Origin of the sequence: Sulfitobacter sp. W002 (genome assembly GCF_025142135.1) — a bacterium.
GTDB classification, from domain to species: Bacteria; Pseudomonadota; Alphaproteobacteria; order Rhodobacterales; family Rhodobacteraceae; genus Sulfitobacter; species Sulfitobacter profundi.
Map to the genome: position 1 here is coordinate 1,877,901 of NZ_CP081126.1, position 15,017 is coordinate 1,892,917.

At 60.8% G+C, this 15,017-nt stretch carries 14 protein-coding genes; 10 read left to right on the forward strand and 4 right to left on the reverse strand.

The window, feature by feature from the left end; all coding sequences use genetic code 11:
- Window position 1 precedes the first annotated feature (1 nt).
- Window positions 2-1,015 carry a betaine--homocysteine S-methyltransferase gene (gene bmt, locus K3758_RS09255; RefSeq protein ID WP_132443426.1) on the reverse strand — a complete coding sequence of 338 codons (1,014 nt, stop codon included), beginning with the start codon at window positions 1,013-1,015 and terminating at the stop codon, window positions 2-4.
- 132 nt (window positions 1,016-1,147) lie between these two features.
- On the reverse strand, window positions 1,148-1,465 hold the full coding sequence (locus K3758_RS09260; protein ID WP_259944203.1) for a DUF1476 domain-containing protein: 318 nt from the start codon (window positions 1,463-1,465) through the stop codon (window positions 1,148-1,150).
- A 167-nt stretch (window positions 1,466-1,632) separates the two neighbouring features.
- Here K3758_RS09260 and purC point away from each other — a divergent pair, with 167 nt between their 5' ends.
- From purC to K3758_RS09285, 5 genes are all read left to right on the forward strand, one after another.
- Window positions 1,633-2,394, forward strand: a complete 762-nt coding sequence (gene purC, locus K3758_RS09265; protein WP_067629081.1) for a phosphoribosylaminoimidazolesuccinocarboxamide synthase — start codon at window positions 1,633-1,635, stop codon at window positions 2,392-2,394.
- A gap of 48 nt (window positions 2,395-2,442) precedes the next feature.
- Window positions 2,443-2,673 (forward strand): phosphoribosylformylglycinamidine synthase subunit PurS, encoded by a 231-nt coding sequence (purS, locus tag K3758_RS09270; protein ID WP_259944208.1) that lies wholly within the window; start codon window positions 2,443-2,445, stop codon window positions 2,671-2,673.
- Window positions 2,673-3,341, forward strand: coding sequence for a phosphoribosylformylglycinamidine synthase subunit PurQ (purQ, locus tag K3758_RS09275; RefSeq protein ID WP_259944210.1), 669 nt, complete (start codon window positions 2,673-2,675; stop codon window positions 3,339-3,341). Before purS ends, purQ begins: the two co-directional genes overlap by 1 nt.
- Before the next feature lie 69 nt (window positions 3,342-3,410).
- Window positions 3,411-5,138: an ATP-binding protein gene (locus K3758_RS09280; RefSeq protein ID WP_201721952.1), complete on the forward strand. Its 1,728-nt coding sequence runs from the start codon at window positions 3,411-3,413 to the stop codon at window positions 5,136-5,138.
- Between the two features lie 4 nt (window positions 5,139-5,142).
- On the forward strand, window positions 5,143-6,477 hold the full coding sequence (locus K3758_RS09285; RefSeq protein ID WP_067624654.1) for a sigma-54 dependent transcriptional regulator: 1,335 nt from the start codon (window positions 5,143-5,145) through the stop codon (window positions 6,475-6,477).
- Between the two features lie 23 nt (window positions 6,478-6,500).
- Here K3758_RS09285 and K3758_RS09290 read toward each other — a convergent pair whose 3' ends face one another.
- Window positions 6,501-6,791, reverse strand: coding sequence for a hypothetical protein (locus K3758_RS09290; RefSeq protein ID WP_259944213.1), 291 nt, complete (start codon window positions 6,789-6,791; stop codon window positions 6,501-6,503).
- Between the two features lie 547 nt (window positions 6,792-7,338).
- On the opposite strand from K3758_RS09290, the gene K3758_RS09295 reads away from it, so the two are divergent.
- Window positions 7,339-10,227: a ribonuclease E/G gene (locus K3758_RS09295; RefSeq protein WP_259944214.1), complete on the forward strand. Its 2,889-nt coding sequence runs from the start codon at window positions 7,339-7,341 to the stop codon at window positions 10,225-10,227.
- A gap of 92 nt (window positions 10,228-10,319) precedes the next feature.
- Here K3758_RS09295 and K3758_RS09300 read toward each other — a convergent pair whose 3' ends face one another.
- Entirely contained in the window at window positions 10,320-10,547 is a 228-nt protein-coding gene (locus K3758_RS09300; protein WP_067624663.1) for a sulfurtransferase TusA family protein, read from the reverse strand.
- 91 nt (window positions 10,548-10,638) lie between these two features.
- Between K3758_RS09300 and K3758_RS09305 the strand changes: the two genes are divergently transcribed.
- From K3758_RS09305 to K3758_RS09320, 4 genes are all read left to right on the forward strand, one after another.
- Window positions 10,639-11,391 carry a cytochrome c biogenesis CcdA family protein gene (locus K3758_RS09305; RefSeq protein ID WP_067624666.1) on the forward strand — a complete coding sequence of 251 codons (753 nt, stop codon included), beginning with the start codon at window positions 10,639-10,641 and terminating at the stop codon, window positions 11,389-11,391.
- A gap of 53 nt (window positions 11,392-11,444) precedes the next feature.
- Window positions 11,445-12,674: a hypothetical protein gene (locus K3758_RS09310; RefSeq protein ID WP_259944217.1), complete on the forward strand. Its 1,230-nt coding sequence runs from the start codon at window positions 11,445-11,447 to the stop codon at window positions 12,672-12,674.
- Window positions 12,671-14,023 carry a cytochrome P450 gene (locus K3758_RS09315; RefSeq protein WP_259944218.1) on the forward strand — a complete coding sequence of 451 codons (1,353 nt, stop codon included), beginning with the start codon at window positions 12,671-12,673 and terminating at the stop codon, window positions 14,021-14,023. Before K3758_RS09310 ends, K3758_RS09315 begins: the two co-directional genes overlap by 4 nt.
- 68 nt (window positions 14,024-14,091) lie before the next feature.
- Window positions 14,092-14,985, forward strand: coding sequence for a fructose bisphosphate aldolase (locus tag K3758_RS09320; protein ID WP_259944220.1), 894 nt, complete (start codon window positions 14,092-14,094; stop codon window positions 14,983-14,985).
- Window positions 14,986-15,017 lie beyond the last annotated feature (32 nt).

Consider the following 15,017-nt stretch of genomic DNA (forward strand, 5'->3'; position numbering starts at 1 on the left):
CTTAGCTCCGGCGGCGGCCACGGCGCGGCGCGCGCACTGGACCTTGACCATCGGTGCCATCACTTTCGGACGAGAAATCACCGATCTCTTCGCGGATCTGCTCAAGCGTCGGGGCCGGGCCTTTTTCCGTGCTGTCGAGCGCTTCGCGCATCGCGACCAGATGCTCGGGCAGAGTGCCGCAGCAACCGCCGATGACGCTGGCCCCGGCGTCCCGCGCCATGGTCGCATAGCGCGCCATCAACTCGGGCGTGCCGTCGTAATGGATGTGGCCTTCGACGTATTTCGGGATGCCCGCGTTGCCCTTGGAGATGATCGGCAGCGTGCCATTCTTGGCGGCGAAACCGAGTACCGTGCGCAGCAGGTCAGACGCGCCCGTGCCGCAGTTGGCACCATATGCCAGCGGTGTGTTGTCCAGCCCGTGCACCATATCGACCATCCCTTCGGAGGTCAGGCCCATCATCGTACGTCCCGCGGTGTCAAAGCTCATCGTGCCGCACCATGGCAGCCCCGCCAGCGCAAAGCCTTCGGCAGCGGCGCGGTATTCTTCGGGGGCGCTGATCGTTTCCAGCCAGCCAATATCGGCACCACCAGCTTTGAGGCCGTCGGCAGTCTCATGGAACATCTCAACGGCGAGGGAATGGGTCAGGGTGCCGACCGGCTCCATGATCTCACCCGTGGGGCCGACAGAGCCTGCGACGATGACTTTGCGCTCGGCGGTATCGGCCACTTCGCGTGCCAGTTCGGCAGAGACGCGGCTTAATTCATGCACCCGCTTTTCGGCGCCGTGCAGCTTGAGCCGCGAGGCATTGGCCCCAAAAGAGTTGGTCAGGAACAGGTCACTGCCCGAATCCACCGCGAAACGGTAAAGCTTGATGATCTTCTTCGGCTCATCGGTGTTCCACATCTCAGGCGCGTCGCCCGACATCAGCCCCATGTTGAACAGATTGGTGCCCGTGGCCCCATCCGCGAGCAATGTGCCCTTTTCAGCCAAAAGATCGGTGAATGCGTTGCTCATGGGGGCTCCTGTAGGGTATGGGAATTTCGCCTGATGTCATGATGCCTTCATGGGGGCAATCTCATAATATTCATCTTCATTATGAGGACAGGCAGGGCGGGTCACCCCGGCGCGTGGCCGGGGTGGAATGGGTTAGCTGGTCTCGCTCAGCAGCTGCGCTTTGGCCTCGGCCATCAGCGCCTGCATCTTGGCGCGGATCGTTGCCTCATCGGCGCGGTCGCCCAGATCGCCCGAGACTTTGCGGTAAACATCCTCATCGCCCGCTTCTTCGAAATCGGATTTCACGACCTCTTTGGCGTAGTCGTCGGCGTCGCTGCCCGATTTGCCTAAAAGTTCAGCAGCCCAGAGGCCCAGAAGTTTGTTGCGGCGCGCTTCGGCGCGGAATTGCATGTCTGCATCATGGGCGAACTTGCTTTCAAAGGCATTTGCACGGTCGTCGAACTTGCTCATAGCGGGTCTCCGATTGCTGGTGTTACCCTATTCATATGCGGTCGCCTCCTCGTTCCCACAAGTGGCGCGTCAAAGGTGACGGGCCATGCTTGCAGCAGCGGGGTGGTTGCACTAAGAGAAGCGCAAGCGGCAGGGATGTTCCCGGCCCCCTGTTGGAAAGGATGCCCATGGCCCGGCGCAACAAGATCTACGAAGGCAAGGCAAAGATCCTCTATGAAGGTCCTGAGCCCGGCACCATCGTGCAATATTTCAAAGACGATGCGACGGCCTTTAACGCCGAGAAGAAAGCCACGATCGAAGGCAAGGGCGTGTTGAACAACCGCCTGTCCGAGTTCTTTATGACCGGGCTGAACAACATCGGCGTGCCGACGCATTTCATCAAACGCCTGAACATGCGTGAGCAGCTCGTGCGGCAGGTTGAGATCATTCCGCTCGAAGTAATCGTGCGCAACTATGCGGCGGGCTCCATGTCCAAGCGTCTTGGCATCGAAGAGGGCACGCAACTGCCGCGCCCGATTGTCGAGTACTGCTACAAGGACGACGCGCTTGGTGATCCACTGGTCACCGAAGAGCATATCGCCGCCTTTGGCTGGGCAACCCAGCAAGATATGGACGATATCCTGAGCCTCGCGCTGCGGGTCAACGACTTCATGTCGGGCGTGATGATGGCCGTCGGCATCAAGCTGGTGGACTTCAAGATCGAGATTGGCCGCGTTTACGATGGTGACTTCCAGCGTCTGATCGTCGCCGATGAGATCAGCCCCGACAGCTGCCGCCTGTGGGACATCGAGACGGGCCAGAAGCTCGACAAAGATGTGTTCCGCCGGGATCTGGGCTCGCTCACCGATGCCTATACCGAAGTGGCCAAACGTCTCGGCGTCATGCCCAAGAACAATGCGCCGGTCTCCAAGCCGACGTTGATCAACTAACGCGGCTTCGCCGTTCAATTTGCAGATGTTACAAAGGGGTGTCGCGCCATGAAAGCACGGGTGCATGTGATGCTGAAGAACGGGGTTCTCGACCCTCAGGGCGAAGCTGTCCGCCACGCGCTCGGAGCCTTGGGCTTTGACGGGGTGAACGGTGTGCGTCAGGGCAAGGTGATCGAGCTGGACCTTGCCGAGGGCACGTCCGAGTCCGATGTGACCGCCATGTGCGAAAAGCTCCTGGCCAATACGGTGATCGAATCCTATTCGGTGGAGCTGGCCTGATGCACGCAGCGGTAGTTGTCTTTCCCGGGTCCAATTGCGACCGCGACCTAGCCGTGGCTTTCAAAGCCGCGGGCGCCAAGGTTTCCATGGTCTGGCACAAGGACAGCGAACTGCCGCAAGGCGTTGATATCGTGGGCATTCCCGGCGGGTTCTCCTATGGGGATTACCTGCGCTGCGGGGCCATCGCCGCGAATTCGCCGATCTGCCGATCTGTGGCGGCTCATGCGCAGCGCGGCGGCTATGTGCTGGGCATTTGCAACGGCTTTCAGGTGCTGACCGAAACCGGCCTGCTGCCGGGCGCGCTCCTGCGCAATGCGGGGCTGAAATACATCTGCAAGACTGTCGGCCTCAAGGTTGAGACCACGGCGAGCGATTATACCTCTGGCTACGACGCTGGTCAGGTCGTCAACATTCCCATCGCTCACCATGACGGCAACTATTTTGCCGATGATGAGACCATCGCGAAACTGCGCGGCGAAGATCGTGTGGCGTTCAGCTATGCCGAGAACCCGAATGGCGCGCGTGACGATATCGCGGGCATCCTTTCGGAAAACCGCCGCGTGCTGGGCATGATGCCGCACCCCGAGCGGGCAGCCGAAGCGGCCCATGGCAATACGGACGGGGCGGCGCTCTTCCGCGCATTGACCGGTGCTTTGCAAACCGCCTGACTTGAGTGCGGCCTGCGTAGCAGGTAGATTGCCGCGATGAGTGATGCATCCGGTTCCGAAGGCAATAGCATGGCCGTATCCTGGCGGGTGCGGTTCGCGATTGCGTCGCTGATGATCCTCGCAGTGGTTACGATCTCGATCACCAACAAGCTGCTGACCGACCGTTTTACCGAAAGCACCCGCAACCGCGCGGAACTGCGCATCGCGCTTTACAGCGGCAACCTGCTGGCTGAGTTGCGGCAAAACGCCATTGTGCCGCAGCTTTTGGCGCGCGACCCCACGTTGATCGGCGCTCTGCAATCGGCGGATTATTCGCTGTCGACACAGCGGCTTATCTCTTTTGTTGAGGAAATCGGCGCGGCATCCTTGATGCTATATGACATCGATGGGCGCACCGTGGCGGCGACAGACCGCAATCGCCTCGGCTCCGCCCATAAATCCGAGCCCTATTTCGTTGATGCCATCCGCTCTAACGCGACGATCTTTTCGACCATTGAGCGTGAGCAGGGCGGCTATCGCTTCCTCTATTCGCGGCGCATGCAGTCTGGCGGGACCACCCTTGGGGTGATCGCCGTTGAGGTTGATCTGCAAAAGTTTGAACGGGCTTGGGCCGGGATCTCGGACGCGGTCATCGTGATGGACAGCACGGGCGAGATTATCCTCGCCACCGAGTCGCGTTGGCGCGGGCTGACAGAGCCCGAAGCGCTGGCCAACCACACGCCCCAAAGCGCCATTGAACGCGCCATTCAAGCCACCACCGATTGGACCGCGCTGCCGCCCGATGCCTATTTGCAGGGCGAGGCTGTGATGCGGCTGGAAAACCGTATTCCGTTCCGCGGCTGGCGGATGAGCAGCTACACGACCTATGCCTCGGTCCGCGAAAAGGTGAACGGCGTGCTGGCGTTAGAGGTCATGGGCTTTGCGATTCTGCTGGCGCTGGCCTTCTATTTCCTCAGCCGCCGCACGGCGGGACGGCTGGCGATCTTTCAACGGGAATCGGCAAAACTCAGGGCGCTGAACCTTGCCCTCCAACGTGAGATTGCCGAGCGCAAGCGGGTGCAACAGACCCTCGCGGTGGCCGAGCAAACCCTTGAACAATCATCGAAACTTGCCGCATTGGGCGAAATGTCTGCTGCCGTCAGCCATGAGTTGAACCAACCGCTTGCCGCGATGAAGACCTATCTGGCGGGCGCGCGGCTTTTGCTGAACCGCAACCGGCAGGATGAGGCGCTCTCGTCCTTTGGGCGCATCGACGACCTGATCGAACGAATGGGCGCGATCACCCGGCAGCTTAAATCCTATGCCCGTAAGGGGCAGGAGGCTTTCTCTCCGGTTGATATGGGCGCGGCGCTGGCGTCTTCCCTGTCGATGATGGAGCCGCAATTGCGCCAGCGACAGGTTCAGATCAGCCGCATCCTGCCCGATAATCCCGTCATGGTGATGGGAGACCGTATGCGGATCGAACAAGTTATGGTAAACCTGTTAAGAAACGCATTGGACGCAACAAAATCGGAACGAAACCCTCAGGTGGACATTATACTATCAGCGGGGGAGACGGCGACATTAACCGTGCGCGACAATGGCCCGGGGATTGAGGACTTGGACGCGCTGTTCGAACCTTTCTACACGACCAAACAGCCCGGCGATGGTGTTGGGCTGGGTCTTGCCATTTCATCGGGGATCGTCAACGACCTTGGGGGACGGCTTATGGCGCGCAACGGACAAAACGGTGGCGCTGTATTTGAGATGCAACTGCCTATATTGGCAGATGAAACGAAGATTGAAGCGGCGGAGTGAACGCATGGCTCAGGCAATGAAAATCGCGATTGTAGACGACGAACAGGACATGCGGCAGTCGATCAGCCAGTGGCTGGCCCTTTCGGGGTATGACACGGAAACCTTCGGCAGCGCCGAAGACGCGCTGAAGACTTTGGGGCCGGATTATCCGGGCATCGTCATTTCCGACATCAAAATGCCGGGCATGGACGGGATGCAATTCCTGAAAAAGCTGATGGGCAGCGACTCGGCACTGCCGGTCATCATGATCACCGGTCATGGTGACGTGCCGATGGCGGTCGAAGCGATGCGGGTCGGCGCTTTCGACTTTCTTGAAAAACCTTTTAACCCCGACCGGATGAGCGAACTGGCCAAAAAGGCCACCAATGCGCGCCGTCTGGTGATGGACAACCGCGCCCTGCGGCGCGAGCTGTCGGACGGCGGACAGCTGATGAAAAAGCTCATCGGCCAATCGCCCGTCATGGAACGCCTGCGCGAAGATATCCTCGATCTGGGGCAAGCCGATGGCCATGTGTTGATCGACGGAGAAACCGGGACCGGCAAGACCCTCGTGGCCCATGCGCTGCACGCGGTTGGCAGCCGCGCGGGCAAGAAATTTGTTCTCGTCTCCTGTGGTGCTCTGGAGGAAGATGCGCTCGCCAAGCGGTTGTTCGGCCCGATGCAGCCCGAAGACGCGCAACTGCCCGCCATCGAAGAAGCGCGCGGCGGGACACTGGTGTTGGAAGACATCGAAGCCCTGTCCGAAAGCCTGCAGGCGCGGTTGTTAAGCGCCATCAACGAACAAGGCACCCCGGCAGAAACACGAATCGTCGCCATCTCGAACCTGCAAGAAGCCGGGCGCACCTCGGAAGACGCGCTGCGATCGGACCTGTTTTATCGTTTGGCAGCCCTGCGTATCACCGTGCCGCCGCTGCGCCAGCGTGGTGAGGATATCCTGACGCTCTTCACCCGGCTGAGCGATCAGTTCGCGGATGAATACGGCTGCGAGGCGCCTCAGGTCAGTGCACAAGAGGCGGCACAGTTGTTGCAGGCCCCATGGCCCGGCAACGTGCGCCAACTCATCAATGTGGCCGAACGCGCCGTGCTGCAATCGCGCCGCGGCTCGGGCACCATTGCCTCCCTCTTGATGAGCGACCATGACGAGATGCAGCCGGTGATGACCACCGAAGGCAAACCGCTCAAGGAATATGTCGAGGCGTTCGAGCGCATGTTGATCGACAACACCATGCGCCGCCACAAGGGCTCTATCGCCAGCGTGATGGACGAGCTTTGCCTGCCGCGCCGAACGCTGAACGAGAAGATGGCGAAATACGGGTTGCAGCGGTCAGATTACCTGTGACCACCTTCCTCAAGCAGCGCGGCTTAACCGCTGCGCTGCTCTGCAATCTCGACCGCTTTGCCATTTGGATCGGTAATGCAGGACCAACTCGCGCCGCCGGGTACGTCAACGATATGGCGGTAAAGCTCCACCACAGGGCGTGTTGTATTGACGGCGACACCCGCCGCGCCGGTTTGCTGGGCCACCGCGGCCACACAGCTTTTCTGCCCGCGCAACTCGGCCAGCGCCGCCGGATTATCGGCCACGGCGATCTCATCACAGGCCGCGAGGCCCATAAGGGTCAGACAAAGCGCGGGGCGCAGAAATATTTGCATAGAGCGGTCCTTTGAAACTCTGGGCCGCGGGGGCGGCAAAGCAATTCTATGGTGCCGCCCAGCGATCCTTGCGGCGACAGTCTGAATGTTTCCAAGCCCATGCGCCTTGTCAACCGACCCGAGATAAACCGCATTTGACTGTTGCTCATTCGATTGACCATTGTGTTTCACCCCTTAAAGCCCTTAACTAGCCGGATAAGTCCTGTAACGCCCGACTGGCGTATGGTGACTTTTGACAGTTTCGCTGCCGTGCCAGCCCGACACCGGGGGGCCAGCAGACCGATTGGGCCGGAAACGGCCGAAGAACCGCTGATATTCGCGAGGGTTAGCCCAACCGAAGCACAGCTAATTAATGGATGGGAGAGGCGCAAAGGCCCTCGCATCGGAGAAGAACCGCGATGACGCGCGCAGATGCTCAGAGCAGACAGATCGGGGCCATTCGTGGCCCTGCTGTTGCCGCGTCCTCCATCGCCCTGACAAGTCACACCTCCCAGCCCGATGCCCCGCCAGGGGCCTTCCGTGCGCGGGTGCTGTGCATAATGGATCTATGTCTAAGAAAATGCTTATCGATGCCACCCACGCCGAGGAAACTCGCGTTGTGGTCGTGGACGGAAACAAGGTCGAAGAATTCGATTTTGAATCAGAAAACAAACGCCAGCTTGCCGGTAATATCTATTTAGCCAAGGTTACACGGGTCGAACCGTCGCTCCAGGCTGCTTTTGTTGACTATGGCGGCAACCGTCATGGTTTCCTCGCTTTCTCGGAAATCCACCCCGATTATTACCAAATTCCCGTGGCCGACCGTCAGGCGCTGCTGGAAGAAGAGCGCGCCTATGCCGAAGCGCAGGCCGCCAAAGACGACGAAGACGAAAAGCCCAAGCGGACCCGCTCGCGGTCGCGCAGCCGATCGAAAAGCCAAGCGGCTGAGACCAACAGCGATGATGCCGTGGTCACAGCAGAGGTAGCTGACGACAACAGCGATCAAATCGCCGGTATGGAAACTGTTGATCTCGACAGCGAAGAGGGCAGCTCGCCCATGGAGCGGGTCGCGGAAACGCCGGTCGAAGAGCCTGAGAACGGCGAAGCCGAGGCCGAGGTTGCCAAGGCAGATGAAACGGCAGCGGCTACGTCCGATGACGCTGACGCCAGCGACGCCCAGGCCGACGATGCCGACAGTGAAGACGACAAAGGCAGCGATGCCACGGCGAAAGACGATTCCATCGAATCCGTCGCCGACGAAGATGACAGCGAAGACATCCGCCCCGTGCGCAAACCGCGCCCGCGCCGCTACAAGATTCAAGAAGTCATCAAGGTCCGCCAGATCCTGCTGGTGCAGGTCGTCAAAGAAGAGCGCGGCAACAAGGGCGCGGCGCTGACCACCTACCTTAGCCTCGCGGGTCGCTACTGCGTGCTGATGCCGAACACCGCGCGTGGCGGCGGCATCTCGCGCAAGATCACCAATGCGGCTGACCGTAAGAAACTTAAAGAAATCGCGACTGAGATCGAAGTGCCCAAGGGTGCTGGTCTGATTGTCCGGACTGCAGGCGCGAAACGCACCAAAGCCGAGATCAAGCGCGATTACGAATACCTCCAGCGCCTCTGGGAGCAGATCCGCGAGCTGACGCTGAAATCCATCGCGCCCGCCAAGATCTACGAAGAAGGCGACCTGATCAAACGCTCGATCCGCGACCTCTATAACCGCGAGATTGACGAGATCCACGTAGAGGGCGAGCGCGGCTACCGCATCGCCAAGGACTTCATGAAAATGATCATGCCGTCCCACGCGAAAAACGTGAAGCTTTACAACGAAAGCCTGCCGCTTTTCGCCCGCTATCAGGTGGAAAGTTACCTCTCGGGCATGTTCAACCCCACGGTTCAATTGCCCTCGGGCGGCTACATCGTGATCGGCGTGACCGAAGCACTGGTGGCGATTGACGTGAACTCTGGCCGGGCGACCAAAGAAGGCTCGATTGAGCAGACGGCGACCAAGACCAACCTTGAGGCTGCCGCCGAAGTGGCGCGTCAGCTGCGTCTGCGTGACCTCGCGGGCCTGATTGTCATCGACTTTATCGACATGGATGAGCGCAAGAACAACGCCGCCGTCGAAAAGATGATGAAAGACAAGCTCAAGACCGACCGCGCGCGCATCCAAGTGGGCCGCATCTCGGGCTTTGGCCTGATGGAAATGTCGCGCCAGCGTCTGCGTCCGGGCATGATCGAGGCGACGACCCAGCCTTGCCACGCCTGCCACGGCACCGGTCTGGTGCGCTCTGACGACAACCTCGCCCTGTCGATCATCCGCCAGATCGAAGAAGAGGGCACCCGCCGCCGTTCGCGCGAAGTGCTGGTGCGCGCGCCCGTAGGCATCGCCAACTTCCTGATGAACCAAAAGCGTGAGCATATCGCCAATATCGAGATGCGTTACGGCATGTCTGTGCGGATCGAAGGCGACCCAACCTTGGTCAGCCCAGATTTCCACATCGAGAAGTTCAAGACCGCCACCCGCGCCGTGCCGCCCGTCTCGGATCACGTCGTTTCGGTCGATACATCGCTGATGGATCAGATCGACGAGGATGAGAGCGCCGCGGAGGCCGAAGTGGAAGAGGCACCCGCCGCACAGGAGGCCCCGCAATCCGAGAACGGAAACGGGAATGGCAATGGTGACGACGGCGAGGGCAAATCCAAACGCCGCCGCCGTCGTCGTCGCAGCCGGGGTGGCCGTGGCCGCAATGGCAATGGCGAGCAGCAGAATGGCGCAGATGATCAGAACGGTGGTCAGCAGCAGGAAGAGGCGAAGCCGGACGAAGGCGACAAAGCCCAACCGGTAGAAGCGGAGGCAGCGCAGGCCGACACCGACGCCGCGCCCGCCGCCGAGGAAAAGCCTAAGCCAAAAAGCCGCAGCCGGTCGCGCAAGCCCAAGGCCGAACTAGCCCCCGAAGCGGAACCCGCGCCCGAAGCGCTTGCCGCCGCAGAAGGCGAAACGCCGCAGGTCAGTGCCGAAGCCGAAGGAGAAGACACGCCCAAGCCCAAGGCCAAGCGCAGCCGCCGGACCAAGAAACCCGTGGCGGAAGCGGCAGAAGAGACGGTGACAACAGACGCCGTGGCGACCGAGGAAGAGGCCGCACCCGCGCCGAAACCCAAGCGCCGCAGCCGGGCCAAAGGCAAGCCGGTTGAGCCGGTTGCCGAAGCCACACCCGACGCGATGGCCGACGCACTGCCGACCGAAGCGCCCATCGCGGCCCCGTCGCCGGAAACGGCCACACCTGTCGCGGAAGCACCGCAGCCTGAGCCGCAGCCCGAACCCACGGCCCAGCCGGTGGAAGCCGAAGCGCCCGCTGCCGAAACGGCTCCTGAGCCGGTGGCCGAAAAGGTGGAAGAGCAACCCGCCGAAAAGCCCAAGCCAAAACGCCGGGGCTGGTGGTCGCTGGGCAGCTAAGCCACGACATATAAAAGGAAACGGCGGGCTTTCAGGCCCGCCGATTTCGTTTCTGTCGTAGGGTTGAAGCGCGCGTTCCGACCGGGTCCGGCTCAGCCACCTTTGGTGATAATATAAAGCTCTGCCGCGCCCTCGGTCCGGGTTTCGGTCAGCGCATGACCGGCTTCCACGCAGAAATGTGGCACGTCGATCACCGCGGCCGGATCATCGGCTGTCATATGAAGCTGATCGCCCGGCGCGAGGGCCGCCAGTCGTTTGCGTGCTTTCAGCACGGGCAGGGGGCACAGAAGCCCCGTGGCATCCAGTTTTTCGATCTTCATAAGATCAGTTAATCCAAGCCAATCCCAAGGTCCACGATCTTGTGACAATATGACAGGTGACGCCGGGGCGTTGTCGGTCTAGGAGTTGGTCATGTTTGATATAAGCCTCATCGACGCCGGGATCCTGCCGGCCATGATCATCGCTCTGGTTGCCGGGATTTTCAGTTTCCTCTCGCCCTGCGTGCTGCCCATCGTGCCGCCCTATCTGGCCTATATGGGGGGCGTGTCGATCAATGACATGTCCAGCCAATCCAGCGCACGGCGGCGGGCGGTCGTGGCGGCGTTGTTCTTTGTGCTGGGGCTGAGCACTGTGTTCATCCTACTGGGCTTCACCGCCTCGGCCTTTGGAATGTTCTTTTTACAGAATCAAGCGCTACTCGCTAAAATTTCCGGTGTGGTGATTATTGTCTTCGGCCTGCATTTCATTGGGCTCTTTCGCATTCCGTTTCTCGATCAAGAGGCGCGGATGGACGCGGGCGACAAGGGCGGGTCAAGTTTCGGGGCCTATGTCTTGGGGCTGGCCTTTGCCTTTGGCTGGACCCCCTGCATCGGGCCACAGCTGGGCGCGATCTTGTCACTGGCGGCAAGCGAGGCCTCCGTCTCCCGCGGGACGCTTTTGCTGGGCGTCTATGCGGCAGGGCTTGGCATTCCTTTCCTGCTGGCCGCGATGTTCATCACCCGCGCAATGACGCTGATGAACCGGATTAAACCGCATATGAAGCTGATTGAGCGGATCATGGGGGGCCTGTTGGTGATTGTTGGTCTGGCGCTGCTGACCGGCGCATTCACCGCCTTTTCCTTCTGGCTGCTTGAGACTTTTCCGATCCTCGCAACCGTGGGTTAAGCCTTAATCTTGCCCCGAATTACGGCTAGACTATGCCGAAGAAGAGGGCGGGCATGGTGAGCACAGGGCAGGCAAAGACGGTGAAAACGCGGCGGGTGTTCTACATCCCCGGCTACGATCCGATTCACCCGCGCCGCTACCGTGAGCTTTACCGCAAGGAGGGCGCGGCGCAGGCCGCGATTTCGGGCTATGAGATTGCGCTGAAACCGAAAGCGGGCAAGGGCAATTACGGCTGGCGCGTCGACGCTGGGATCGACGGTCATCAGGTGACCTCGCAAGTCGAAGTGCTGGTCTGGTCCGACATCGTGCGCGAAAGCATGAGCAATTCGATCCCCGCGACCTATTGGCAGTTGCTGCGCACCGCTTGGGTCTACATCGGCTCCGGCGCGCTTTGGCGGCTGATGCGCCTGCGCAAGGGGCCAGTGATCGCGGCGCTTTATCCGGTGGGGATGTTGATTGTGCAGGCACTGCTGGCTGTTGCGCTTGGCCTGCTGACCTATCGCGCCCTTGGATTGGTGACGGACCATTGGGCGGCGCGGCTCGCCTTCGCGGCAGTGGGCATCGGGCTGGGCATCGCGCTGCTGCGCTGGTTCAAGAAAAAGGACGGCAAGTTTTTCGCCTATTACCTGATGCATGACTACGCCTATTCCGCCGCCACGCGGGGCGCGAACCCGCCGGAGTTGGAAGCCCGCATGGCGCAGTTTGGCGATGACATCGCCGCTGCTCTGACCGAGGATATAGACGAGGTGCTGGTTGTTGGCCACTCATCCGGGGCGCATCTGGGCGTCTCGGTACTGGCCGATCTGATCCGCGCGGGCAGGGTGCCCGAGCGCGGGCCTGCCTTGGGTTTTCTCTCGCTTGGGCAGGTGGTGCCGATGGTGTCCTTCTTGCCCCGGGCCGAGCGTTTGCGAGGCGACTTGCGCTACCTCTCAACCCGCGAAGAACTGGCTTGGGTCGACGTGACGGCCCCCGGCGATGGCTGCGCCTTTGCGCTTTGCGATCCGGTCTCCGTCTCCGGCGTGGCGCATGAGGGGAAACGCTGGCCGCTGGTCTTTTCGGCTGCCTTCACCCAAACGCTCAGCCCCGCACGCTGGAAGGCGCTGCGCTGGCGGTTCTTTCGGCTGCATTTTCAGTATCTCTGTGCCTTCGATCGCCCGCGCGACTATGACTATTTCCAGATCACCGCCGGGCCACAGACCTTGGCCGCGCGCTATGACGGGCGGCCCGCGTCGAAATCCCGGATCGACCACGCGGTCAGCAAATACACCTCTGTCGCCGCATGACCCAACCGCCCAAGCCCCCCGCGCGGCCCGATCGTGTGTCGCTCTGGCGCTATGCCAAGCTGTTTCGCGCCGATATCCTCTCGGCCCAGCCCGCCCGGCTTTATCGCGCGTGGATGGCGGAATTCAAAACGCCCTTTTTCCGCAGCTATTTGATGAACCAGCCCGCACTGGTGAAGACCGTTCTGAAAGACCGCCCCGAGGATTTTCCGAAATCCAACCGGATCGGCGAGGGGCTGCGCCCGCTCTTGGGCAACTCTGTCTTTCTGACCAACGGCGAGACATGGAAACGCCAGCGCCGCATCATCGACCCCGCCTTTGAGGGCGGCCGCTTGCGCGAGACCTTTCCGGCAATGTGGGACGCAGCAGAGGCCGCCGCCACACGGCTGGGAGGCAAGGCGGGCCAGGTGGTCGAGATCGAAGCCGAGACCAGCCACGCCGCAGCCGATGTGATCTTTCGCACGCTGTTTTCCCTGCCGATCGAACATGAGGTTGCCCGGGCGGTCTTTGATGAGTTTCGCAATTACCAGCGCAGCCAGCCGATCCTAAACCTTGGGGCACTTCTGCCGCTGCCGCGCTGGATGCCGCGCCTGTTTCGGCGCGACACCCGGGCCAGCGCGGCGCGGATCAGGGCGCTGATCACCGATCTGACCCAAGAGCGGATGGGGCAGATCAAAGAGGGCACCGCGCCCGACGATCTTGCCACCAAGATCATGACCCAAGCCGACCCCGAAACAGGCGAGACCTTCGACACCGAGGAGATGGTCGATCAGGTCGCGATCTTCTTCCTCGCGGGGCATGAAACCAGCGCCTCAGCTCTGGCTTGGGCGCTCTATCTCATGGCCACCCATCCCGAATGGCAAGAGCGGCTGGCGGAAGAGGCGCAGGCGCTTGAGACCTGCGATTTCTCGGTGATGTCAAAGCTTAAGCTTAGCCGGGATGTGTTTCGCGAGACGCTGCGGCTTTATCCACCCGTGCCGATGATGGTGCGCGAGAACCGCTGCCCCGAAGCGTTTCGCGACCGAAAGGTGAAACAGGGGGCGCAACTGGTGCTCAGCCCGTGGCACCTGCACCGGCATGAACGGCTTTGGGACAATCCTGATGGTTTTGACCCAACCCGCTGGCAGACCGAAAACGGAAAGCAGTGCCAGCGCGACGCCTTTATCCCATTCTCTGCCGGGCCGCGGGTCTGCACTGGCGCGGGTTTTGCAATGGTCGAAGGGCCGTTGATCCTGTCGCGTATCTTGCGAGACTTTCGCGTCACCGCCCAGCCTGACCGCGTGCCGGTGCCTGTCGCACATTTAACCGTCCGTTCAGATAAGGGCATTTGGTTAGCGCTATCAAGGCGCTAGCTTCTATCATCGGCTTTGCGTTTCAATTAGAAACGCAGCGAACGGAATCAAAATAGGACGTGGGTGACATGGGCTACGACAAGGCGCAACTTGAGCAAATGAACAGCGGCAAAGGCTTCATCGCGGCGCTCGATCAATCGGGCGGCTCCACCCCCAAGGCGCTGAGCCTCTATGGCGTGGAACCGTCGGATTACAACGGCGACGCCGAGATGTTCAAAGCCGTCCACGACATGCGGGCGCGGATCATTCTGGCCGACGATTTCACCTCCGAGAAAGTGATCGGCGCGATCCTTTTTGAGCGCACGATGGATGACAGCATCAACGGCAAACCCGTCGCCCAGCTCCTGTGGGAAGACCGGGGCGTGGTGCCTTTTCTGAAGATCGACAAGGGGTTGGAGGAAACCAACAACGGCGTGCAGATGATGAATCCGATCATGGAGATCGACGATCTGCTGGCCCGCGCGGTGAAACATGGCATCTTCGGCACCAAGGAACGCTCGGTCATTCATGAGGCCAACGAGAACGGCATCGCCGCCGTGGTGGCACAGCAGTTCGAACTGGCCAAACAGGTCTGCGCTGCCGGTCTGGTGCCGATCATTGAGCCTGAAGTGAACATCAACTCCGACACGAAGGCAGAGGCCGAAGAGATCCTGCGCGGAGAGATTGAAAAGAACCTGAACGCGCTGCCCGAGGGCGAGATGGTGATGTTGAAACTGACGATTCCTGAAAAAGCTGGTCTCTATGACGAACTGGCCGGCCACGCCAACGTGCTGCGTGTCGTTGCGCTATCGGGCGGCTACTCCACGGCGGAAGCCTGCGAACGACTGGGCAAGAACCGCACCATGATCGCCAGCTTCTCGCGCGCCCTGACCGAAGGGCTGAACGTCAAGATGACAGATGCGGAGTTCAATGAGGCGCTTGGCCAGAACATCGAGAAGATTTATCAGGCATCAATCTGCTAGATCGGAATTTTTTGAAAATTCCGGGGCCGTTT

What these genes read in the sequence shown, in the direction of transcription:
- bmt (WP_132443426.1), bottom strand. Translation starts at nt 1,015, where the DNA reads ATGAGCAACGCATTCACCGATCTTTTGGCTGAAAAGGGCACATTGCTC.
- K3758_RS09260 (WP_259944203.1), bottom strand. Translation starts at nt 1,465, where the DNA reads ATGAGCAAGTTCGACGACCGTGCAAATGCCTTTGAAAGCAAGTTCGCC.
- purC (WP_067629081.1), top strand. Translation starts at nt 1,633, where the DNA reads ATGGCCCGGCGCAACAAGATCTACGAAGGCAAGGCAAAGATCCTCTAT.
- purS (WP_259944208.1), top strand. Translation starts at nt 2,443, where the DNA reads ATGAAAGCACGGGTGCATGTGATGCTGAAGAACGGGGTTCTCGACCCT.
- purQ (WP_259944210.1), top strand. Translation starts at nt 2,673, where the DNA reads ATGCACGCAGCGGTAGTTGTCTTTCCCGGGTCCAATTGCGACCGCGAC.
- K3758_RS09280 (WP_201721952.1), top strand. Translation starts at nt 3,411, where the DNA reads ATGGCCGTATCCTGGCGGGTGCGGTTCGCGATTGCGTCGCTGATGATC.
- K3758_RS09285 (WP_067624654.1), top strand. Translation starts at nt 5,143, where the DNA reads ATGGCTCAGGCAATGAAAATCGCGATTGTAGACGACGAACAGGACATG.
- K3758_RS09290 (WP_259944213.1), bottom strand. Translation starts at nt 6,791, where the DNA reads ATGCAAATATTTCTGCGCCCCGCGCTTTGTCTGACCCTTATGGGCCTC.
- K3758_RS09295 (WP_259944214.1), top strand. Translation starts at nt 7,339, where the DNA reads ATGTCTAAGAAAATGCTTATCGATGCCACCCACGCCGAGGAAACTCGC.
- K3758_RS09300 (WP_067624663.1), bottom strand. Translation starts at nt 10,547, where the DNA reads ATGAAGATCGAAAAACTGGATGCCACGGGGCTTCTGTGCCCCCTGCCC.
- K3758_RS09305 (WP_067624666.1), top strand. Translation starts at nt 10,639, where the DNA reads ATGTTTGATATAAGCCTCATCGACGCCGGGATCCTGCCGGCCATGATC.
- K3758_RS09310 (WP_259944217.1), top strand. Translation starts at nt 11,445, where the DNA reads ATGGTGAGCACAGGGCAGGCAAAGACGGTGAAAACGCGGCGGGTGTTC.
- K3758_RS09315 (WP_259944218.1), top strand. Translation starts at nt 12,671, where the DNA reads ATGACCCAACCGCCCAAGCCCCCCGCGCGGCCCGATCGTGTGTCGCTC.
- K3758_RS09320 (WP_259944220.1), top strand. Translation starts at nt 14,092, where the DNA reads ATGGGCTACGACAAGGCGCAACTTGAGCAAATGAACAGCGGCAAAGGC.